The sequence below is a fragment of the Streptomyces callyspongiae genome (genome assembly GCF_047200695.1).
Classification (GTDB): domain Bacteria; phylum Actinomycetota; class Actinomycetes; order Streptomycetales; family Streptomycetaceae; genus Streptomyces.
In genome coordinates, this window is record NZ_JBJZOM010000007.1 from 191,700 (window position 1) to 212,375 (window position 20,676).

A 20,676-nucleotide genomic window follows, 5' to 3' on the forward strand; every position below is an offset into this window, starting at 1 on the left:
GGGGTGGTCACGCTACGCTCACGACAACGGAAGATTCCAGCAGCAACGACTCAAGGCGACGCATGCCCCAGCACAACTCCGGGCCGGACCGCACGGCCGCCGGCGCAGGGCCGGTCGCCGTCGAGGAGGCGACGACCGGCCCTGCGCCCGGCTCTCTCGACGAGCTGTGGCGTTCGTACAAGTCGACGGGTGACGACCGTCTCCGCGAACAGCTGATTCTGCACTACTCGCCGCTGGTCAAGTACGTCGCCGGCCGAGTCAGTGTCGGGCTGCCGCCCAACGTCGAGCAGGCGGATTTCGTCTCGGCGGGAGTCTTCGGCCTGATCGACGCGATCGAGAAGTTCGATCCCGACCGTTCCATCAAGTTCGAGACCTACGCCATCACCCGCATCCGCGGCGCCATGATCGACGAACTGCGTGCGATGGACTGGATCCCCCGTTCGGTGCGTCAGAAGGCCCGCGCTGTGGAGCGGGCGTACGCGACGCTGGAGGCGGCTCTTCGCCGCAGCCCCTCGGAGGCCGAGGTCGCGGCCGAGATGCAGATCCCCGTGGAGGAGCTCCACGCGGTGTTCAGCCAGGTATCGCTCACCAACGTGGTGGCGCTCGAGGAACTGCTGCACGTCGGCGGGGAGAGCGGTGACCGGCTCAGTCTCGTGGACACGCTCGAGGACACCGCGGCGGACAACCCGGTGGAGGTCGCCGAGGACCGTGAACTGCGTCGGCTGCTGGCCCGGGCGGTGAACACGCTGCCCGAGCGCGAGAAGACGGTGGTGACCCTCTACTACTACGAGGGGCTCACGCTGGCGCAGATCGGCCAGGTGCTCGGCGTCACCGAGAGCCGGGTCAGCCAGATCCACACCAAGTCGGTGCTGCACCTGCGGGGCAAGCTCGCCGAAGCGGGTCGCTGAAACGCCCCCGCCGTCCGTAGAGTGGGCGGATGCCCAGGATTCGAGCGGCTTCCGTGGCCGAGCACCGGACGATGCAGCGCGAGGCACTGCTGGACGCCGCGCGGTCTCTGCTCTCCGACGGAGGGGCCGAGGCGCTCACCTTCCCGGCCCTGGCGCGCCGCACGGGTCTTGCCCGCTCCTCCGTCTACGAGTACTTCCGCTCCCGCGCCGCGGTCGTCGAGGAGTTGTGCGCCGTCGACTTCCCCGTCTGGGCGGCGGAGGTCGAGGCAGCCATGAACGCCGCCGACGAGCCGCTCGACCGCGTGGAGGCGTACGTGCGCAGCCAGCTCGGCCTGGTCGGTGACCGTCGCCATCGAGCGGTGGTGGCGATCTCGGCAGGGGAGCTGGACGCCGGTGCGAGGGAGCGGATCCGAGCCGCGCACGGATCTCTGATCACGATGATCGTCGATGCTCTCGCAGCACTCGGCCACCGGGAGCCGCAGCTCACGGCCGTGCTCCTGCAGGGGATCGTGGACGCGGCGGTCCGGAGGATCGAGCTCGGCGCCGCGGAGGACCCGGAGCAGATCACCGGAGCGGCAGTCGCCCTGGTGACGTCCGGCGTTCGCGGCTGACGGCTCCGCCGGGGGGAACCGTGCGATCCGGCCGGTCGTGCCGGCCCTGCCGGGCCGGTCCGTCCCCCGCGGACCGGGGCCGCGGCCGAGGAGTCCGCGGTGTGCGGGTCCGAGGGGACCGGCAGACCGAGGAACGGCAGCAGCCTCACCTGCCCGGCCCTGAGTATGTGCGGCGGCAGCAGGGAGAGGGGGTCGAGATAGCGCTCGCCCCGCAGCAGTCCCCAGTGCAGGCAGGCTCGGGTGCAGTGGAACGGGCGCCGCTGGACCCTCCCGAGGACGCTTCCGGGCCGCACCGTGTCTCCCACCGTCACCGAGGCGCGCACCGGCTCGAAGGTCACCCGAAGCCGTGGCTCACCGGTCCCCGCCAGCGCCACGGTGACCACACCCCGGCCCGCCACGGGGCCCGCGAACGTCACACGGCCCGCACCGACGGCCCTCACCTCCGCCCCCGCCGTCGTGGCGAGGTCGACACCCCGATGGCCCGCGGCCCAGGGGGCCGGCGGCGGGTCCCAGGCCCCGAGGAGCAACGGGCGGGGAGCTCCGGGCCGCCCGGACACCGGCCACTGTGCTCCTTCGGCGGGCGCCGCACGGGCGGGCGCAGGTGGGCACAGCAGGAGGGCCGCGCAGAGCAGCCCGATCCGGGAGAGGCGTCCGGTGTTCATGGCCCGAGCGTGCCCGGTGCGGTACGTCGCCCCGGCGCTGTCGACGGATCTGTGGACGGACGGGCACATGGGGAAAAGTCGGTCACCCCCGTGAAGGTGGTTCCGCGTGGTCGCAGGCAGTTCCGCCGGTCCCGTACACTTCTGGTGGCGATCCGGGTCACCGGGTCGACTTCGCACGCCCCGCCACCCTCACCCGGTGGCCGCGTATCTCGGTCCTCGGAAGGCCTCTCACCAGGAACTTCCCAGGCACAACGCGCCCGGGGCGTCAGGCGCGGCGCCCACCCGGGCGACCGCGGGACAACCGAGACACAACCAAGGAGAACGGCCATGGCCGTCGTCACGATGCGGGAGCTGCTGGAGAGCGGCGTCCACTTCGGGCACCAGACCCGCCGCTGGAACCCGAAGATGAAGCGCTTCATCTTCACCGAGCGCAACGGCATCTACATCATCGACCTGCTCCAGTCGCTGTCGTACATCGACCGCGCCTACGAGTTCGTCAAGGAGACCGTCGCCCACGGCGGCTCCATCATGTTCGTCGGCACCAAGAAGCAGGCCCAGGAGGCCATCGCCGAGCAGGCCACCCGCGTGGGCATGCCCTACGTGAACCAGCGCTGGCTCGGCGGCATGCTGACCAACTTCTCGACCGTCTACAAGCGTCTGCAGCGGCTCAAGGAGCTCGAGCAGATCGACTTCGAGGACGTCGCCGCGTCGGGTCTCACCAAGAAGGAGCTGCTGGTCCTCTCCCGCGAGAAGGCCAAGCTGGAGAAGACTCTGGGCGGTATCCGCGAGATGCAGAAGGTGCCCAGCGCCGTCTGGATCGTGGACACCAAGAAGGAGCACATTGCCGTCGGAGAGGCGCGCAAGCTCAACATCCCGGTCGTCGCGATCCTGGACACCAACTGCGACCCCGACGAGGTCGACTACAAGATTCCGGGCAACGACGACGCGATCCGCTCCGTCACCCTGCTGACCCGGGTCATCGCCGACGCCGCCGCCGAAGGCCTGATCGCGCGCTCCGGCGGTGCCGAGAGCAAGGGCGAGAAGGCCTCGGGCGAGCCGCTCGCCGAGTGGGAGCGCGAGCTCCTCGAGGGCGACAAGGGCGAGGCCGCCCAGAAGCCTGCCGCCGAGGCCAAGGCCGAGGAGAAGGCTGAGGAGAAGGCCGAGGAGAAGCCGGCCGAGGCTTCCGCCGAGCCCAAGGCCGAGCAGGCCTGACGGTCCGACGCGGACGCGTGGGCGGGGAGTGAGGCGGGAACCGCGGGTTCCCGGCCTCGCTCCCCGCGCACGGATCACTCTCATCGACTTCGGGAAGAGAAAGCACCGACATGGCGAACTACACCGCCGCTGACGTCAAGAAGCTTCGCGAGCTGACCGGCGCCGGCATGATGGACTGCAAGAAGGCGCTCGACGAGGGCGAGGGCAACGTCGACAAGGCCGTCGAGATCCTCCGCGTCAAGGGCCAGAAGGGCGTCGCCAAGCGCGAGTCCCGCACGGCCTCCAACGGCGCGGTCGTCGCCCGTATCGCGGACGACAACACCTCCGGTGTGCTGGTCGAGCTGAAGTGCGAGACGGACTTCGTCGCCAAGGGCGACAAGTTCCTCGCCGTCGCCGATGCCATCGCGGCCCACGTCGCTGCCACCTCCCCGGCCGACACCGCCGCGCTCCTCGCCTCCGAGATCGAAGCGGGCAAGACCGTGCAGGCGTACGTCGACGAGGCCAATGCCAACCTCGGCGAGAAGATCGTCCTGGACCGCTTCGCCGAGTACTCCGGCGGCTTCGTCGCCTCCTACCTGCACCGCACCAGCCCGGACCTGCCGCCGCAGGTCGGCGTCCTGGTCGAGCTGGACAAGGAGAACGCCGAGATCGCGAAGGACGTCGCGCAGCACATCGCGGCCTTCGCCCCGCGGTTCCTCTCCCGCGAGGAGATCCCCGAGGAGACGGTGGAGAACGAGCGCCGCATCGCCGAGGAGACCGCCCGCGAGGAGGGCAAGCCCGAGCAGGCCCTCCCGAAGATCATCGAGGGTCGCGTCAACGGCTTCTTCAAGGAGAACTGCCTCCTGGACCAGCCGTTCGCGAAGGACAACAAGAAGTCCGTCCAGAAGATCCTGGACGAGGCCGGCGTTGCGCTGAAGCGCTTCGCGCGCTTCCGGGTCGGCGCCTGAGGCGGACGGCACACGCCGTCCCGCCGCATGCCTGGCCCACGGGCCCCGTCCCGACCCGCTAGGGTCGGGGACACGGCAGCTGAACGCGAGGAGGCCATTGCCTGACGGAGCCGAGAGGATCCCCGGCAGTGGCCTCCTTCGTATGCACGAGGAGATCTCCCCATGACCCATGACAACGACACCGACAAGGACCACCGGCGTCGCTTTCTGCTGAAGCTGTCCGGCGAGGCGTTCGCCGGAGGCGGAGGTCTGGGGGTGGACCCGGACATCGTGCACAAGATGGCGAGGGAGATCGCCGCCGTGGTTCGGGAGGGCGCGGAACTCGCCGTTGTCATCGGTGGTGGCAACTTCTTCCGTGGCTCGGAACTCCAGCAGCGCGGCATGGAGCGTGCACGCTCCGACTACATGGGCATGTTGGGTACCGTGATGAACTGCCTCGCCCTCCAGGACTTCCTGGAGCGGGAGGGCATCGACTCGCGTGTCCAGACCGCGATCAGCATGGGCCAGGTGGCCGAGCCGTACATCCCCCTGCGCGCCATCAGGCACCTGCAGAAGGGGCGCGTCGTCATCTTCGGCGCCGGTATGGGCATGCCCTACTTCTCCACCGACACCACGGCCGCGCAGCGCGCACTGGAGATCAACGCCGAGGCCCTGCTCATGGGCAAGAACGGCGTGGACGGTGTCTACGACTCCGACCCGGCGAGGAATCCGGACGCGGTGAAGTTCGACGCCCTGGAGTACGGCGAGGTCATCACGCGCGATCTCCGCGTCGCCGACGCCACCGCCGTCACACTGTGCCGCGACAACGACCTGCCGATCCTCGTCTTCGAGTTGCTGGGCGAGGGGAATATCGGACGTGCGGTGAAGGGTGAGAAGATCGGCACCCTGGTGAGCAGCCAGGGCAGCCGCGGCTGACATTCGACTCCCGACTCACCGGCTGTGCCGTGCTGTTGACCAGTCGTCGGCCCCGCGGCACGTGACAAGACAGGCTCATTCACCCATACCCAGGAGCACGTGGTGATCGAAGAAACCCTCCTCGAGGCCGAGGAGAAGATGGAGAAGGCGGTCGTCGTCGCCAAGGAGGACTTCGCCGCGATCCGCACCGGTCGTGCCCACCCGGCGATGTTCAACAAGATCGTCGCCGAGTACTACGGCACGATGACGCCGATCAACCAGCTGGCGTCGTTCTCCGTGCCCGAGGCGCGGATGGCGGTCGTGACGCCGTTCGACAAGAGCGCGCTGCGCAACATCGAGCAGGCCATCCGGGACTCCGACCTGGGCGTCAACCCCTCGAACGACGGCCACATCATCCGGGTGGTGTTCCCCGAGCTGACGGAGGAGCGCCGCCGCGAGTTCATCAAGGTCGCGAAGTCCAAGGGCGAGGACGCCAAGATCTCGATCCGCAGCGTCCGTCGCAAGGCCAAGGAGGCCATCGACAAGTTCATCAAGGACGGCGACGTCGGTGAGGACGAGGGCCGGCGGGCGGAGAAGGAGCTCGACGACACCACGTCCAAGCACGTGGGGCAGATCGACGAGCTCCTCAAGCACAAGGAAGCCGAGCTGCTCGAGGTCTGAGGCAAGGTTTTCGTGAACGACTCTTCCTGGGGGGCTCCGTCGCCGGGCACCGGATTCTCCGGCCCGCCCGGCCAGGCGCCCGCACCGGTCCCTCCCTCGGGTGCGCCCGCTCCCGTACCGGGGGGACCCGCCCGCGGCGACGACCCCGTGCCGACCCGGCCGGTCCCCGTCGTGCCGGCCCCGCCGACCGGTGCCTCGGGCACCGACGGCGGCGGCGAACCGGGCCGCAGCGAGAACGGCGGTGAGGGCTCAGTGGGCGACGGCAGAGGTGGAGACGGGCACGACGCCGGTCACGCCGGTCCGGAACCGAAGAAGGTGCGCAAACGGGCAGGCCGTGACCTGCGCGCCGCCATAGGGGTCGGCCTCGGGCTCGGCGCCGTCATCATCGCCTCGCTCTTCGTCTTCAAACACCTCTTCGTGGGAGTGGTCGTCCTCGCGGTGGTCGTCGGGCTGTGGGAGCTGACCTCCCGGCTGTCCGAGCGCAAGGGCATCCGCGTGCCGCTCCCGGTGCTTGCGGTGGGCGGCGCAGCCATGGTGCTGGGCGGCTACGTGTGGGGCGTCCGCGGAGCCTGGATCGCCATGGCCGTCACGCTCCTGGGAGTGCTCCTGCAGCGCATGGCCCAGGCGCCGCAGGACTACCTGCGGGACGTGTCCGCCGGGGTCTTCGCCGCCTTCTACGTTCCCTTCCTGGCCACCTTCGTTGCTCTGATGCTCGCCGCGGAGGACGGCGCGTGGCGTGTCCTCACCTTCCTCCTGCTGACCGTCGTCAGCGACACCGGTGCGTACGCCGTGGGGTGGCGGTTCGGCACCCGCAAGCTCGCCCCGTCGATCAGTCCGGGGAAGACCCGCGAGGGCCTGTTCGGTGCCGTCTCCTTCGCCATGGTGGCGGGTGCCCTGTGCCTGGAGTTCGCCATCGAGGGCGGCACGTGGTGGGAGGGGCTGATCCTGGGCTTCGCGGTCGCCGTCAGCGCCACACTCGGCGACCTCGGCGAGTCCATGATCAAGCGGGATCTGGGGATCAAGGACATGGGCACCCTGCTGCCCGGTCACGGCGGCATCATGGACCGTCTCGACTCGCTCCTCCCGACCGCACCTATCGCCTGGCTCCTGTTCGTCCTGTTCACCGGCACCGGCTGACTCCTTCGGGGCAGGCCGATCCGGGCCCTGTGTCGCAACAGCCGCTCCGGATCGGTCGGGGCGCCGCGTCGCCCCGAGCGCTGTCGTGTCTCGGCAGGGTGGCCGGGGTGACCCACATTGCACTCCGCCGGGCCGGGGCGTTCCTGGACGATCTGCCACACTGGAGCGGTTATGCCTGCACCCGGAGAACTGACATTCGTCGCACCGCGCGGAGCCGCGAAGCCCCCGCGGCACCTTGCGGACCTCTCGCCCCGCGAGCGGAAGGAAGCCGTCTCGGCGCTGGGGGAGAAGCCGTTCCGCGCGAAGCAGCTGTCGCAGCACTACTTCGCCCGCTACGCGCACGACCCGGCCGAGTGGACGGACATCCCGCTGGCGGCGCGCGAGCGCCTCGCCGCGGAGCTGCTTCCCGAGCTGATGAACGTGGTGCGGCACATCAGCTGCGACGAGGACACCACGCGCAAGACGCTGTGGCGGCTGCACGACGGCACCCTGGTCGAGTCGGTCCTCATGCGGTACCCGGACCGGGTCACCATGTGCATCAGCTCCCAGGCCGGCTGTGGCATGAACTGCCCGTTCTGCGCCACCGGCCAGGCCGGGCTGGACCGGAACCTGTCGACGGCGGAGATCGTGCACCAGATCGTCGACGGTATGCGGGCGCTGCGGGACGGCGAGGTCCCCGGTGGCCCGGCGCGGCTGTCGAACATCGTCTTCATGGGTATGGGCGAGCCGCTCGCCAACTACAAGCGGGTGGTCGGCGCCATCCGCCGCCTGACGGACCCCGAGCCGGACGGCGTCGGGCTGTCGCAGCGCGGTATCACCGTGTCGACCGTGGGGCTCGTCCCGGCCATGCTGCGGTTCGCGGACGAGGGTCTGAAGTGCCGTCTCGCGGTCTCCCTCCACGCGCCCGACGACGAACTCCGCGACACGCTCGTCCCCGTCAACACCCGCTGGAAGGTCCGCGAAGTCCTGGACGCCGCCTGGGAGTACGCCGAGAAGTCCGGGCGCCGCGTCTCCATCGAGTACGCGATGATCAAGGACATCAACGACCAGGCGTGGCGGGCCGATCTGCTGGGGAAGCTGCTCCGTGGCAAACCGGTGCACGTCAACATGATCCCTCTCAACCCGACGCCGGGCTCGAAGTGGACGGCCTCCCGTCCCGAGGACGAGCGGGAGTTCGTCCGGATTCTCGAGTCGCACCGGGTGCCGGTCACGGTCCGGGACACCCGCGGCCAGGAGATCGACGGCGCCTGCGGGCAGCTCGCCGCCACCGAGCGCTGACGGGATCCGGTCGGCCGGGGACGGCTGGTACCGTACAACCGTATTTCCATCCGACAGGGGAGCGCGTGCAGCGCTGAGAGTGCGGTGAGTCCGCAGACCCTCGAACCTGGCCCAGGTCATGCTGGGTAGGAAGATCGGTTCGCACCTCTCGTGCTGCCTGCGCGCGTTCACCTCCAGGTCCCGGACGGGACGCGGGAAGAAGGCTGCAGGAATGAAGCACACCGCCACCACCGCCCTCGCCGTTGTGCTGGGCGCGTCGCTGCTCACGGGCTGCGGCGGCTCCGCCGACCCCTCCGGGGGCGGTGGCGACGGCTCCCGGACTGTCACTTTGGTCACCCACGACTCCTTCGCGGCGTCGAAGAAGGTGCTCCGGGAGTTCACCGACCGCACCGGATACGAGGTGGAGGTCCTGCGCTCCGGCGACGCCGGGTCCACCGTCAACCAGGCCGTGCTGAACAAGGGCAACCCGCAGGGCGATGTGCTCTTCGGTGTCGACAACACGCTGCTGTCCCGGGCCGTGGAGAACGGTATCTTCGCCCCGCACCGTGCGAAGGGCCTGGCGAAGGTGCCGCGGACGTACCGGCCCGCCTCCGCGAAGAACCTGGTCACCCCGGTGGACACCGGCGAGATCTGCGTCAACTACGACCGCGGCTGGTTCGACGAGCACGACCTCGAACCCCCGCAGACCCTCGCGGACCTCGCCGAACCTCGGTACGAGAACCTCCTCGTCACCGAGAACGCCGCCACGTCCTCGCCCGGCCTGGGCTTCCTGCTCGCCACGGCCGCCGAGTACGGCGACGAGGGTTGGAAGGACTACTGGAAGAAGCTCCGCGCCAACGGTGTCGAGGTCGTCGACGGGTGGGAGCAGGCCTACTACGACCGGTTCAGCGGGTCCGCCGGCGGCGAGGGCAAGGGCGACCGCCCGCTGGTCGTGTCCTATGCCTCCAGCCCGCCCGCCGAGGTGCTCGGCAAGGATCCCCTGCCCGAGCAGGCGCCGACCGGTGTCGCCGAGGGCACCTGCTTCCGGCAGACCGAGTACGCGGGCCTGCTCGAGGGTGCGGAGAACGAGAAGGGCGGCCGGGCACTCCTGAACTTCCTGATCGGCACGTCCTTCCAGGAGGACCTGCCGCTCCGGATGTTCGTCGAGCCGGTCCGCGAGGACGCCGAACTCCCCGCGGTGTTCACCGAGTACGGCGCCGACGTGAAGGAGCCCGCGACGATGGATCCGAAGCGGATCGCCGACAACCGCGAATCCTGGGTCAAGGCGTGGACCTCGCTCGTCCTGAGGTAGTCGGCGCCACCGCCCGGGAGCCCCGCCGTGCGGAACGACGACGGGGCTCCCGCGCGGCGGTGCGCTGCGCCCTGCTGGCCGTCCCCGTCGCCTTCTTCGGCGTGTTCTTCGCCTATCCGGTGGCGACGATCACGCTGCGGGGGCTGACGGAGGACGGGCAGTGGCACCTGGCCCGCGTCGCGGAGGTGCTCGGCGGGACGGGGACACCGGGAGTGCTGTGGTTCACCCTGTGGCAGGCGCTGGCCTCCACCGGTCTCACGCTCCTCGTCGCCCTGCCCGGTGCCTATCTGTTCGCCCGCTTCGACTTCCCCGGGAAGCAGGTGCTGCGGGCGCTGGTCACGGTGCCGTTCGTGCTGCCGACCGTCGTCGTCGGGTCCGCCTTCCTCGCCCTTCTCGGCCGGGGCGGCGTCCTCGACCAGGCCTGGGGGCTGCGCCTCGACACCGGCGTGTGGGCGATCCTGATCGCGCACGTCTTCTTCAACTACGCGGTGGTCGTGCGCACCGTGGGCGGGCTGTGGGCGCAGCTCGACCCCCGGCAGGAGGAGGCCGCCCGCCTGCTCGGTGCGAGCGCCCTCGGCGCCTGGCGCCGCGTCACTCTGCCCGCCCTCGCCCCGGCCCTCGCCGCCGCGGCACTCATGGTCTTCCTCTTCACCTTCACCTCGTTCGGAGTCGTCCAGGTTCTCGGCGGGCCGCGGTACGCCACCCTCGAGGTCGAGATCTACCGGCAGACCGCTGCCCTCCTGGATCTGCCGACCGCTGCCGTCCTCACGCTGCTGCAGTTCGCGGCCGTGGCGGTGCTGCTCGCCGTGCATGCCCGGACGGTCCGCCGCCGCGAGACGGCGCTCGCCCTCGTCGACGCCCGCCGCACGGCACGCCGTCCCCGCGGCCCCGCCCAGTGGGCCTTCCTCTGGTCGCACCTGGCCCTGATCGCCGTGCTGCTCGCCGCGCCGCTCGTGGTCCTCGCCGCCCGGTCCCTCCACAGCGGCGGCGACTGGGGGTTCGCTTTCTACCGGGCGCTGCTGCACCACGACGGGGACAGCGCCTTCCTGGTGGCTCCTGCCGAGGCGATCGGCAACTCGCTCGCCTTCGCTGCCGTCGCCACCGCTGTCGCGCTGCTCGTCGGCGGGCTCGCCGCCGCCGCGCTCACCCGGCGCGCGGGCCGTCTGGTGCGTGGGTTCGACGCCCTGCTGATGCTTCCGCTGGGAACCTCCGCAGTGACGGTCGGCTTCGGGTTTCTGATCGCGCTCGACGAGCCCCCGCTGGACCTGCGCTCCTCGTGGGTCATTGTGCCGCTCGCGCAGGCCCTGGTCGGTGTCCCGTTCGTGGTCCGCACGCTGCTGCCGGTGCTGCGGGCGGTGGACGTACGTCTCCGGGAGGCCGCGGCCGTGCTCGGTGCCTCGCCGTGGCGTGCCTGGCGCGAGGTGGATCTTCCGCTCGTCCGGCGGGCGCTCCTCGTCGCCGCAGGCTTCGCTTTTGCCGTCTCCCTGGGGGAGTTCGGCGCGACGGTGTTCATAGCCCGTGCCGACAACCCCACGCTGCCGGTCGCCGTCGCCCGCTTCCTCGGAAGGGCCGGCGAACTCAACTACGGGCAGGCCATGGCGATGAGCACCGTCCTGATGGTGCTCTGCGCCGTCACGCTGCTCGCGATGGAGCGCCTGCGCCCCTCCGACAACCGCACCGGGGAGTTCTGATGCTGCAACTGGACGGTGTCACCGTCCGCTTCGACGACCGGACGGCACTCGACGCGGTGCGGTGCGAGGTGGCCGACCACGAGATCGTCTGCGTGCTCGGGCCGAGCGGCAGCGGCAAGTCGACGCTGCTCCGGGCGGTCGCCGGGCTGCAGGAGATCGATGCGGGACGGGTGCTGCTCTCCGGGCGGGACCAGCACGGAGTGCCGCCCCACAAGCGGGAGGTGGGCCTGATGTTCCAGGACCACCAGCTCTTCCCGCAGCGGGACGTGGCGGGCAACGTCGCCTTCGGTCTGCGCATGCGCGGCGCCGACCGCGCCGCGCGGGCGGCCCGCGTCGCCGAGTTCCTCGACCTGGTGGGACTGCCGGGAGCGCAGCGCCGCCCGGTCGCGTCGCTGTCCGGCGGGGAGCAGCAGCGGGTGGCGCTGGCACGGGCCCTCGCTCCGAGCCCTCGGCTGCTGATGCTCGACGAGCCGCTGGGACAGCTCGACCGCAGTCTCCGCGAGCACCTCGTCGTCGAACTCCGCGGCCTGTTCCGCCGTCTGGGCACCACGGTGCTGGCCGTCACCCACGATCAGGGCGAGGCCTTCGCGCTCGCCGACCGGGTGCTGGTGATGCAGGACGGACGGGTGGCGCAGGCCGGTTCGCCGCTGGAGGTGTGGCAGCAGCCGGCGTCCGAATTCGTGGCCCGTTTCCTCGGGTTCGAGAACGTGGTCGGCGCGACGGTGGGCGACGAGGTGGCGGACACCCCGTGGGGCAAGGTACCGGTGCCCGGCGGCTCGCCGCGGGGCGAGCACCGGCTGCTGGTGCGGCCGGGCGGAGTACGGCTGACGACGGTGGAGGACGGCCTGCCCTGCACGGTCACCGGCCGCACCTTCCGGGGCGGGCCTGCCTCGGCAGTCTCCGTGATGCTCCAGCCGGAGAACGCGCCGGCCCTGGAGGCGTCGTGCGCCCTTCCGGCGGCGCCCCGCACCGGCGCGAGGGTGGGCGTCGCCTTCGACGCCACCGATGTCGTCGTACTGCCGGCCGGCTCCTGCCCCGTCGATCCGCCCGGAGCCGACGGGCGGTGACGTCGTGTCCGCCTCCCCGGCCGGCCGCGGCGCCTGCGGGCGGTGATCATCCGGTCAGCGGGAGTGCGGCGAGCCGGCCGACCACCCAGGCCAGGGGGGCGAGAGCGAGCAGCAGCACCGTCGCGCGCAGGGCTGCCGCCCGGCGCAGCAGTGCACGCGGGGCGCCGAGTTGCAGCAGGATGGTGGTGGCGGGTGCCCGCCAGGCCCGCGATTCCGCGGCCGCGGCGAGTGCGCTGCCCGCGGCGCAGCACATCACCAGCAGCGCTCCGAGCAGTGTGAGAGGCCCATACACGGGTTCGGCGGTCAGGGCCTCGGCGGCCGCGGTGCCCTGCCGGGCCGCGGGGCCGCCGTACAGCTGGAGCGCGGTCAGGGTTCCGGCTGCGACCGCACAGAGCACGCCGACCGGGCGCCCGATGTGCTCGGCGTCCTCCTGGAGCACCCGGCCGGACAGCAGCCGGAGGGCGCCCGGCCGGCCGAAGGCAATGAGCCGCCCGCACAGGTGCGTGAGGCCCGGTCCGGCCAGCACCAGGCCGACGGCGGCCAGGAGCCAGCCCGCGACGACGCCGGGCGGAGTGTCGTGCAGGGTGCCCGGCAGCGGCACCAGCCAGGTGTCGCCCGCTGCGCCCTGCCGCGAGGTGCGGGTGGCGATGCTCCCGATGGCCAGTCCCGTCGCGGTGAGGGCCGCACCCCACGGCAGCCCTGCCGGTGTCGGCGTCGGGGGAGTGTCGGCGAGTGCGGGGGCGTCCGCCGCGGAGGGTGCGGTGGCGGCGACGGCGCTCCGCGGGCCCTCCTTGCCGCCGCGCTCCAGCGACCGTGGCCGGAGGGCGACCAGGCATGTCGCCGCGGCGGAGAGCGGGACCAGGAGGAACAGCAGCAGCACCGCCCCGACGGGCAGGCCGGTTCCGCCGCCGAGTACGTCGGAGGCGGCCCCGGCGAACGGCAGACTCGTGAGGTGGCCGCGGAGCAGCAGGAAGAGCAGCAGGGCGACGGTGCTGCCGACGAGGCAGGAGGCCGCTGCGGAGGCCGCTGCGAGCAGCGGCATGCGGGAGGGGCCCATGCCGGCGGCGTCCAGGCCGTTCAGGGCCCGGCGGCTGATCTCGCTCCGGACCACGGTGAGGGCGAGGTGCAGGGTCGTGGCCAGCGGTACCAGGCACCACAGGAGACGGGCCGGTCCGTCTCCCGCGGGTCCCGGGTGCGCGGTGGCGTGTCCCAGGGTGCCGAGCAGGAGGAATGTGGCGGCGGCCGCGGCGGCCGCCAGCAGCAGCCGACGCAGCAGCGCGGACGGTGTGGCGCCGCGGACTAGACGGAGAGCGAGCACGCCGTGCTGCCCTCCGTTTCGCGAGCCGTGGTGCTGTGGGTGCGGCGTCCGTCCACCAGGGTGATGGTGCGGTCGACGAAGGAGTGTTCGCCCTCGGCGCTGCGTGCTCCGGGGGGTGAGGGCGGGTCGTCGCGCCCGGTGGTGCCCGCGGCGGGGCCGTGCGTGGTGAGGACCACGGTGATGCCGTGCGATCGTGCGGCGGTGGTGAGGGTGCGGAGGGCCTGGAGCCGGTCGGTCTGGTGGAGCGGTGCGGTGGGTTCGTCGGCGAACAGGACGGCCGGCGAGTGGACCAGGGAACGGGCGATCGCGACCCGTTGGCGCTGTGCCTGCAGCAGTGCCGACGGCCGCTTCCGGGCGCAGTCGCCGACGTCGAGCCGTTCGAGCCATTCGTGGGCCGCCCGGCGTGCCGTTCGGTTGCTGACGCCGCTGAGCAGCAGTGGCAGGGCGGCGTTCTCCCAGGCGTTCAGTTCCGGTACGAGGTGCGGTTCGCTGCCGACCCAGCCGAAACGTTCGCGGCGCAGGCGTTCACGGGAGTGGAGCCCCAGGGTGTGGACGGGCACGCTGTTGAACCAGACTTCGCCCTCGTCCGGCAGCAGGCGGCCGGAGAGGCAGGACAGGAGAGTGGACTTGCCGCTGCCGCGCGGGCCGGTGACGGCGGCGATCTCGCCGGTGCGGATTCCCAGGGTGATGCCCTGGAGTGCCGGGGAGCCGTCGTGCGCGTACGTCAGTCCGCGGGCCCACAGCACGTCGTCGTCCGGCGGGGCCGTATGGGAAGGCATCTCTACTCACCTCTGCTCCGCTGGTGGACACCCCTGCGCCAGGGGTGTCTCGCGGACCGCCGGGGTCCGCGGGTTCGCGCACCGCAACGCGCCGCGTTCCTCCTCCGCCGTGCGGTGCTCGGACCCGCCCGTTCCGCCGGACCGGTCCGATCCGTATGACAACCCCTAGAACGACCGTCCGGGGTCTCGGTCACTGGCACCGTAGGGACAGAGAGGGGGGAGAAGAGGTGAGGCTCGGCGCGTGCCGCGCCGAGGACCGTCCATATGGACGCATTGTCTGCCCGCTGTGTCTCCCGGTGTCCCCCCGTCGTCACGGCGACGGGATCCCGGCCTCGTGTCCCCGGCGGGAGGGCGAGCGTTCCGGTCGTGCGGGGAGGCGACGGCGGCCCGAAGCGCCGTTCCCATGGTTAGGCTGGACGTCTCACCCATCGGACCACTGACAGGAGGGGTGCCAAGTGAACGCCGAGCTGCGTCGCCTGCGCAACTACATCGACGGCGACTTCCGGGACGCCGCCGACGGGCGTACCACCGAGGTGATCGACCCGGCGACCGGCCAGGCCTACGCGACGGCGCCGCTCTCGGCGGCGGCCGACGTCGACGCGGCCATGGCCGCGGCCGAAGCCGCGTTCCCCGCGTGGCGGGACGCGACCCCGGGGATCCGCCAGCGCGCGATCCTGAAGATCGCCGACGTGCTCGAGGCGCGGCAGGACGAGCTGCTCGCCGCGGAGTGCGGGAACACGGGCAAGCCGCTCGAGCTGACCCGGCAGGAGGAACTGCCGATGATGCTCGACCAGATCCGGTTCTTCGCCGGTGCCGCGCGCATGCTGGAGGGCAAGGCCGCGGGCGAGTACATGGAGGGGCTCACCTCCTTCGTGCGCCGCGAACCGGTGGGTGTCTGCGCACAGGTCGCCCCGTGGAACTACCCGATGATGATGGCCGTGTGGAAGTTCGCCCCCGCCCTGGCGGCCGGCAACACGGTCGTGCTGAAGCCCTCGGACACCACCCCCGCCTCCACGGTCTTCCTCGCCGAGGTCATCGGAGGCGTGCTGGCCGACATGGACCTGCCGCGCGGCATCTTCAACGTGGTCTGCGGCGACAGGGACACCGGCCGTCTGATGGTCGAACACCCGGTGCCCGCCATGGCCTCGATCACCGGGTCCGTCCGCGCGGGCATGGAGGTCGCGGGCAGCGCCGCCAAGGACCTCAAGCGCGTGCACCTGGAGCTGGGTGGCAAGGCGCCGGTGGTCGTGTTCGACGACGCCGACATCCCCGCCGCGGTCGAGGGCATCCGGGACGGCGGGTTCTTCAACGCGGGCCAGGACTGCACCGCGGCCACCCGCGTCCTGGTCCAGGAGAACGTGCACGACGAGTTCGTCTCCGCCCTCGCCAAGGCCGCGGCCGAGGTCAGGACCGGCGACCTCACCGACGAGGACTGCTTCTACGGCCCGCTCAACAATGCCACGCACCTGGCGAAGGTCAGCGGTTTCGTCGACCGCCTCCCGGCGCATGCCAAGGTCGAGGCGGGCGGTGAACGCGTCGGGGACAAGGGCTACTTCTACGCTCCGACCGTGGTCTCCGGTCTGAAGCAGGACGACGAGATCGTCCAGAACGAGGTCTTCGGCCCCGTCATCACCGTGCAGTCCTTCTCCGACGAAGAGCAGGCGGTGAAGTGGTCCAACGATGTGGAGTACGCGTTGGCCTCCTCGGTGTGGACCAAGGACCACGGCCGGGCCATGCGGATGTCCAAGGCGCTGGACTTCGGCTGCGTCTGGATCAACACCCACATCCCGCTCGTCGCCGAGATGCCGCACGGCGGCTTCAAGAAGTCCGGGTACGGCAAGGACCTGTCCGCGTACGGCTTCGACGACTACACACGCGTCAAGCACGTCATGACGGCCCTCTGACCGCCGACCCGCACCTCGGGCTCCGCCGGGCCCGGGCACCGCTTGCGGTACCCGGGCCCGCGTCGTCTTCAGGCGGACGTCACCGGGCCGCGCTCCCAGGAGCGCAGGTGGGTGTCCATCTCGCCGCACAGCCGTTCCTTGCCCGCAGGGTCCAGGAACGAGGCCCGCACCGCGTTCTTCGCCAACTCCGTCACGCCGGCGGCGTCCAGCCCCAGCAGCCGTGCGGCGATCGCGTACTCCTGGTTCAGGTCGGTGCCGAACATCGGCGGGTCGTCGCTGTTGATGGTCACCATGACGCCGGCCCGCACCAGGTCCGCCAGCGGGTGCTCGTCCAGCGTCTCCACGGCCCGTGTCGCGATGTTGGAGGTCGGGCACACCTCCAGGGGGATGCGGTGCTCGGCCAGGTGCGCCAGCAGTTCGGGGTCCTTGACGCTGCTCGTGCCGTGACCGACGCGTTCGGCGCGCAGTGAGGTCAGCGCGTCCCACACCGTCTCCGGGCCCGTCGTCTCGCCCGCGTGCGGCACGCTCCGCAGCCCGGCGGCGATGGCACGGTCGAAGTGGGGCTTGAACTGCGGACGCGGTACGCCGACCTCCGGGCCGCCGAGCCCGAACGACACCAGACCGTCGGCACCGAGCGAGGAGTCGGTCGCGATGCGGGCCGTCTCCTCGGCGGCGGGCAGCCCCGCCTCCCCGGGGATGTCGAAGCTCCAGCGCAGCACCACACCGAGGTCCCGCTCGGCCTGGTGGCGCGCCTCCTCGATGGCCTCCACGAACGCGGCGTCCGGTATGCCGCGGCTGGTCGAGCTGTACGGGGTGACCGTCAGCTCCGCGTACCGGATCTGCTGACGCGCCATGTCACGCGCCACCTCGTAGGTGAGCAGCCGGACGTCCTCCGCGTCCCGGACCAGATCCACGACGCTCAGGTAGAGCTCGATGAAGTGCGCGAAGTCGCGGAAGGTGAAGTACTCCGCGAGACGCTCCGGGTCGGTGGGCACCGGGGAGTCCGGGTGGCGCTCGGCGAGTTCGGCAACGATACGGGGGGAAGCCGAACCGATGTGGTGGACGTGCAGCTCGGCCTTGGGCAGGCCGGCGATGAAGGCGGTCAGGTCGGACAACGAAGCCTCCGGGGTAGGTGTCCGGGTCATCGTAGGCATCGGCCGACGGACGCATAGCATGACGGTATGCAACGGCAGGAGGGGACATGACAGGCGAAAACGGCGGGCACGGCGTGCCGGAGGGCAATCCGGCGGACCCGTGGGCGCCGCCGGAGAAGCGTGTGGGGCTGAGCAAGGAGTCCGGGCAGCCGTCCGGTGGTGCCGCGCCCGGGAGCACCCCGCCCGGTCCGGGCGCCGAGTCGGTCGGGCCGCCGCCGCCGGCTCCGGACGGGGCGTTCCCGCCCCCCGTCTCCCCGGCCGGCTACGGCAGCGGCGCGGGCTACGGGGGGTACGAGGGCTACGGAGGGTACGGCGGCTACCCGGGGTACGGCGGTCACGGCACGGCCTGGGCCGGCGCACCGCTGCCGAAGGGCAGCGCGGTGGCATCGATGGTGCTCGGCATCATCGGACTCGTGGTGATCTCCTCCTGCTGGGGGGCCTTCCTCGGTCTCCTCGTCGCCCCGGTGGCGCTCGTGCTCGGCGTCAGCGCCCGGCGCAAGGCGGACCGTGGTGAGGGAGGAGGGCGTTCCCAGGCCACCGCAGGCTTTGTCATGGGCATCGTCGGGACGGTCCTCGCGGTGCTGATCGTGCCGTTCCTGATCTGGGTCCTCATGCACCTGGACGAGTTCGAGGGCGGCCCCGGCGGTCCCGGCACCTACGACGCGCGTTCCCGGGTCGCGGCCGCGACCCGCTGACGGCCGCGAGCAGGCCCAGCCCGGCCACGACGGCCCCGGCCAGTGCCCCGCCGGCCACCACGTCGGTCAGCCAGTGGTAGCCGCGCAGGACCAGCCCGGCGGCGGTCCAGGTCGCCGCCAGTGCGGCGCACACCGGCGCCGCACGCGGCGCCCGGTGCGCCCACAGCAGGGCGAGGACCCCGTAGGCCGCCCCCGCCGTCAGGGTGTGCCCCGACGGGTAGTAACCGGCGTAACCGGCCAGCGGGGCACCGTCCGGGCCGGGACGCGCGAACAGTTCCTTCAACGGAAGGGCCAGTGCCGGCACCGACAGGGCCGCGAGCACCGCGAGCAGGATCGGTTCCCAGGACCGGCGCCGCCGCGCAGTGACGACTGCCCCTGCGGCGAGTGCCGTCCCGGCGATGTGCGGGGCACCGAGATCGGCGCCGAACTCCGCCAGGCGAGCGGACGGGCCGTGCGAGGCAGGGCTCCCGGCGAGCGCGTCCCGCACGGCCACGTCCGCCACCGCCAGCGGTCCGGTGACCGCCACCTGCAGGCTGACCGCGGCGAACACCGCGAGGAGGAGGCCGATGACGAGCGCATACATGACGGTCGGCCGCCCAGGAACAGGGGGGAAGGTTCCTGGACGGCCGCAGGGACCGGGACTCCGCCCGCCCCGGGGGGTATGGGGCGCGCGGGCGTCCGATCTGTGAGGAGTGTGCGCGGAGGCACGGCCGGGCCCGCTTCGGGGAAAAAGCGGCACGGCTTTCATCTGTGACGACACTACGCCGCCCCGGCTCCGCTGGACATGCGCCTCACGGACCCGGCGCTGTGCTCGCACAGATTCTTCACGCAGGTGGGGGTGCTGGTGGGCGCGCCGCTCCGGGCGCCTGCCACGGGCCGTCGCCCGCGCCCGGAGCGGAGTCCGGCGGGCGGCCTCGTCAGCGCGCCGCCAGCGCCCCCTCGAGGACGTCGAGGCCCTCGTTCAGCAGGTCCTCGCCGATGACCAGCGGCGGCAGGAAGCGCATCACGTTGCCGTAGGTGCCGGTCGTCAGCACCAGCAGGCCCTCCTGGTGGCACGCCTTCGCCAGCGCCGCGGTGGCCTCCGGGTCCGGCTCCTTCCCGCCCGGCTTCACCAGCTCGATCGCGATCATCGCACCGCGGCCGCGCACCTCGCCGATGACGTCGTACTGCTCGGCCAGCTTCTGCAGCCGGGGCTTCATGATCTCCTCGATCCGCCGCGCGCGGGCCGCCAGGTCCTGCTCGCGCATCGTCTCGATGGCGCCGAGCGCAGCGGCGCACGCCACAGGGTTGCCGCCGTAGGTGCCGCCGAGACCCCCGGCGTGCGCCGCGTCCATGATCTCGGACCGCCCCGTGACGGCCGCGAGGGGCAGACCTCCCGCAATGCCCTTCGCCGTGGTGATCAGGTCCGGCACGACCCCCTCGTCCTCGCACGCGAACCACCGGCCGGTGCGGCAGAAGCCGGACTGGATCTCGTCCGCCACGAACACGATGCCGTTGTCCTTCGCGTACCGCTCGATGCGGGGCAGGAAGCCCTTGGCGGGCTCGATGAACCCGCCCTCGCCCAGCAGAGGCTCGATCACGATCGCCGCGACGTTCTCCGCCCCGACCTGCTTGGCGATCTGGTCGATGGCCTGGTCCGCCGCCTCCTCCGCGCAGTTCTCCGGGCCGGTCAGCCACCGGTAGGGGTACGCCACCGGCACCCGGTACACCTCGGGGGCGAACGGGCCGAAGCCGTGCTTGTACGGCATGTTCTTCGAGGTCAGCGCCATGGTCAGGTTCGTGCGGCCGTGGTAGCCGTGCTCGAACACCACCACGGCCTGCCGCTTCGTGTACGCCCGGGCGATCTTCACGGCGTTCTCCACCGCCTCGGCGCCCGAGTTGAACAGCGCGGACTTCTTCGCGTGGTCGCCCGGCGTCAGCTCCGCGAGCTGCTCGCACACCTCGACGTACGGCTCGTACGGCGTCACCATCACGCAGGTGTGCGTGAAGGCCTCCAGCTGCGCCCCGGCGCGGCGCACCACCTCGGGCGCGCTGTTGCCGACCGAGGTCACGGCGATTCCGGAACCGAAGTCGATGAAGGAGTTGCCGTCCACGTCCTCGAGCACGCCGCCGCTCGCCCGCTTCGCGAACACCGGCATCACGGTGCCGACGCCGCTCGCCACGGTCGCCTGCTTGCGGGCCATCAGCTCCTGCGACTTCGGACCGGGCACGGCGGTGACCAGGCGGCGCTCCTGGGGCAGGGCCCCGCCGTGCGGATCGGTCATCGTGGTCATAGGGGTCTCCTCAGGAGGAAGTGGTGTGCGTCACCCGCAGGCTAGGCCCTGCGCATCGGGTGGCACATGCACCGCCACGGAGTAGTCCGGGCGACCGGTTGGCCAGGACGGCACGTTGCCGCGCGCCTTCCGTTGCGAGTCGGGGGAGGCCGGGGAGGGCACGCGGCCCGCCGT

The 20,676-nt window shown here is 71.6% G+C and carries 18 protein-coding genes and 1 pseudogene; 13 read left to right on the forward strand and 6 right to left on the reverse strand.

Annotated elements, in window-relative coordinates; all coding sequences use genetic code 11:
• Window positions 1-62 precede the first annotated feature (62 nt).
• Window positions 63-908 carry an RNA polymerase sigma factor WhiG gene (gene whiG, locus ACL06G_RS09050; RefSeq protein WP_412785169.1) on the forward strand — a complete coding sequence of 282 codons (846 nt, stop codon included), beginning with the start codon at window positions 63-65 and terminating at the stop codon, window positions 906-908.
• Between the two features lie 53 nt (window positions 909-961).
• Window positions 962-1,519, forward strand: coding sequence for a TetR/AcrR family transcriptional regulator (locus ACL06G_RS09055; RefSeq protein ID WP_412835719.1), 558 nt, complete (start codon window positions 962-964; stop codon window positions 1,517-1,519).
• Between the two features lie 200 nt (window positions 1,520-1,719).
• Here ACL06G_RS09055 and ACL06G_RS09060 read toward each other — a convergent pair.
• Window positions 1,720-2,250 (reverse strand): annotated as a pseudogene (locus ACL06G_RS09060) (peptidoglycan DD-metalloendopeptidase family protein); the annotation flags it as partial.
• A 258-nt stretch (window positions 2,251-2,508) separates the two neighbouring features.
• Between ACL06G_RS09060 and rpsB the strand changes: the two are divergent.
• The 9 genes from rpsB (at window position 2,509) to ACL06G_RS09105 (ending at window position 12,379) form a co-directional block, all read left to right on the forward strand.
• Window positions 2,509-3,393, forward strand: coding sequence for a 30S ribosomal protein S2 (gene rpsB, locus ACL06G_RS09065; RefSeq protein WP_412785168.1), 885 nt, complete (start codon window positions 2,509-2,511; stop codon window positions 3,391-3,393).
• A gap of 110 nt (window positions 3,394-3,503) precedes the next feature.
• Entirely contained in the window at window positions 3,504-4,340 is an 837-nt protein-coding gene (gene tsf / locus ACL06G_RS09070; protein WP_412785167.1) for a translation elongation factor Ts, read from the forward strand.
• A 162-nt stretch (window positions 4,341-4,502) separates the two neighbouring features.
• Window positions 4,503-5,255, forward strand: coding sequence for a UMP kinase (gene pyrH / locus ACL06G_RS09075; protein WP_412785166.1), 753 nt, complete (start codon window positions 4,503-4,505; stop codon window positions 5,253-5,255).
• 102 nt (window positions 5,256-5,357) lie between these two features.
• Window positions 5,358-5,915 carry a ribosome recycling factor gene (frr, locus tag ACL06G_RS09080; protein WP_412785165.1) on the forward strand — a complete coding sequence of 186 codons (558 nt, stop codon included), beginning with the start codon at window positions 5,358-5,360 and terminating at the stop codon, window positions 5,913-5,915.
• Between the two features lie 12 nt (window positions 5,916-5,927).
• Window positions 5,928-7,052 (forward strand): phosphatidate cytidylyltransferase, encoded by a 1,125-nt coding sequence (locus ACL06G_RS09085; RefSeq protein WP_412835696.1) that lies wholly within the window; start codon window positions 5,928-5,930, stop codon window positions 7,050-7,052.
• A 171-nt stretch (window positions 7,053-7,223) separates the two neighbouring features.
• The gene (gene rlmN / locus ACL06G_RS09090; RefSeq protein ID WP_412835697.1) at window positions 7,224-8,330 is read left to right on the forward strand and encodes a dual-specificity RNA methyltransferase RlmN; all 1,107 of its coding nucleotides are present in this window, start codon (window positions 7,224-7,226) and stop codon (window positions 8,328-8,330) included.
• 211 nt (window positions 8,331-8,541) lie between these two features.
• Window positions 8,542-9,621 carry a thiamine ABC transporter substrate-binding protein gene (locus tag ACL06G_RS09095; protein ID WP_412785162.1) on the forward strand — a complete coding sequence of 360 codons (1,080 nt, stop codon included), beginning with the start codon at window positions 8,542-8,544 and terminating at the stop codon, window positions 9,619-9,621.
• On the forward strand, window positions 9,597-11,312 hold the full coding sequence (locus ACL06G_RS09100) for an ABC transporter permease (protein ID WP_412835698.1): 1,716 nt from the start codon (window positions 9,597-9,599) through the stop codon (window positions 11,310-11,312). Before ACL06G_RS09095 ends, ACL06G_RS09100 begins: the two co-directional genes overlap by 25 nt.
• Window positions 11,312-12,379, forward strand: coding sequence for an ABC transporter ATP-binding protein (locus ACL06G_RS09105; RefSeq protein WP_412835699.1), 1,068 nt, complete (start codon window positions 11,312-11,314; stop codon window positions 12,377-12,379). The genes ACL06G_RS09100 and ACL06G_RS09105 overlap by 1 nt, the downstream gene beginning before the upstream one ends.
• A gap of 46 nt (window positions 12,380-12,425) precedes the next feature.
• Here the strand turns inward: ACL06G_RS09105 and ACL06G_RS09110 are convergent, their stop codons facing one another.
• Together ACL06G_RS09110 and ACL06G_RS09115 are read right to left on the reverse strand one after the other, a co-directional pair.
• Window positions 12,426-13,697 carry a hypothetical protein gene (locus ACL06G_RS09110; protein WP_412785159.1) on the reverse strand — a complete coding sequence of 424 codons (1,272 nt, stop codon included), beginning with the start codon at window positions 13,695-13,697 and terminating at the stop codon, window positions 12,426-12,428.
• Window positions 13,679-14,476, reverse strand: a complete 798-nt coding sequence (locus ACL06G_RS09115) for an ABC transporter ATP-binding protein (RefSeq protein ID WP_412785158.1) — start codon at window positions 14,474-14,476, stop codon at window positions 13,679-13,681. The genes ACL06G_RS09110 and ACL06G_RS09115 overlap by 19 nt, the downstream gene beginning before the upstream one ends.
• A gap of 455 nt (window positions 14,477-14,931) precedes the next feature.
• On the opposite strand from ACL06G_RS09115, the gene ACL06G_RS09120 reads away from it, so the two are divergent.
• Entirely contained in the window at window positions 14,932-16,380 is a 1,449-nt protein-coding gene (locus tag ACL06G_RS09120) for a gamma-aminobutyraldehyde dehydrogenase (RefSeq protein ID WP_412785157.1), read from the forward strand.
• 68 nt (window positions 16,381-16,448) lie between these two features.
• Here ACL06G_RS09120 and ACL06G_RS09125 read toward each other — a convergent pair whose 3' ends face one another.
• Window positions 16,449-17,495: an adenosine deaminase gene (locus ACL06G_RS09125; protein WP_412785275.1), complete on the reverse strand. Its 1,047-nt coding sequence runs from the start codon at window positions 17,493-17,495 to the stop codon at window positions 16,449-16,451.
• Window positions 17,496-17,581: 86 nt separating this feature from the next.
• Here ACL06G_RS09125 and ACL06G_RS09130 point away from each other — a divergent pair, with 86 nt between their 5' ends.
• A complete protein-coding gene (locus tag ACL06G_RS09130) occupies window positions 17,582-18,229 on the forward strand; it encodes a DUF4190 domain-containing protein (RefSeq protein WP_412785156.1) in 648 nt (215 codons plus the stop codon).
• On the opposite strand, the gene ACL06G_RS09135 is transcribed toward ACL06G_RS09130, so the two are convergent.
• Together ACL06G_RS09135 and gabT are read right to left on the reverse strand one after the other, a co-directional pair.
• Window positions 18,144-18,812, reverse strand: a complete 669-nt coding sequence (locus tag ACL06G_RS09135; RefSeq protein ID WP_412785155.1) for a phosphatase PAP2 family protein — start codon at window positions 18,810-18,812, stop codon at window positions 18,144-18,146. The genes ACL06G_RS09130 and ACL06G_RS09135 overlap by 86 nt on opposite strands.
• A gap of 334 nt (window positions 18,813-19,146) precedes the next feature.
• The gene (gabT, locus tag ACL06G_RS09140) at window positions 19,147-20,493 is read right to left on the reverse strand and encodes a 4-aminobutyrate--2-oxoglutarate transaminase (RefSeq protein ID WP_412785274.1); all 1,347 of its coding nucleotides are present in this window, start codon (window positions 20,491-20,493) and stop codon (window positions 19,147-19,149) included.
• Window positions 20,494-20,676: the final 183 nt, after the last annotated feature.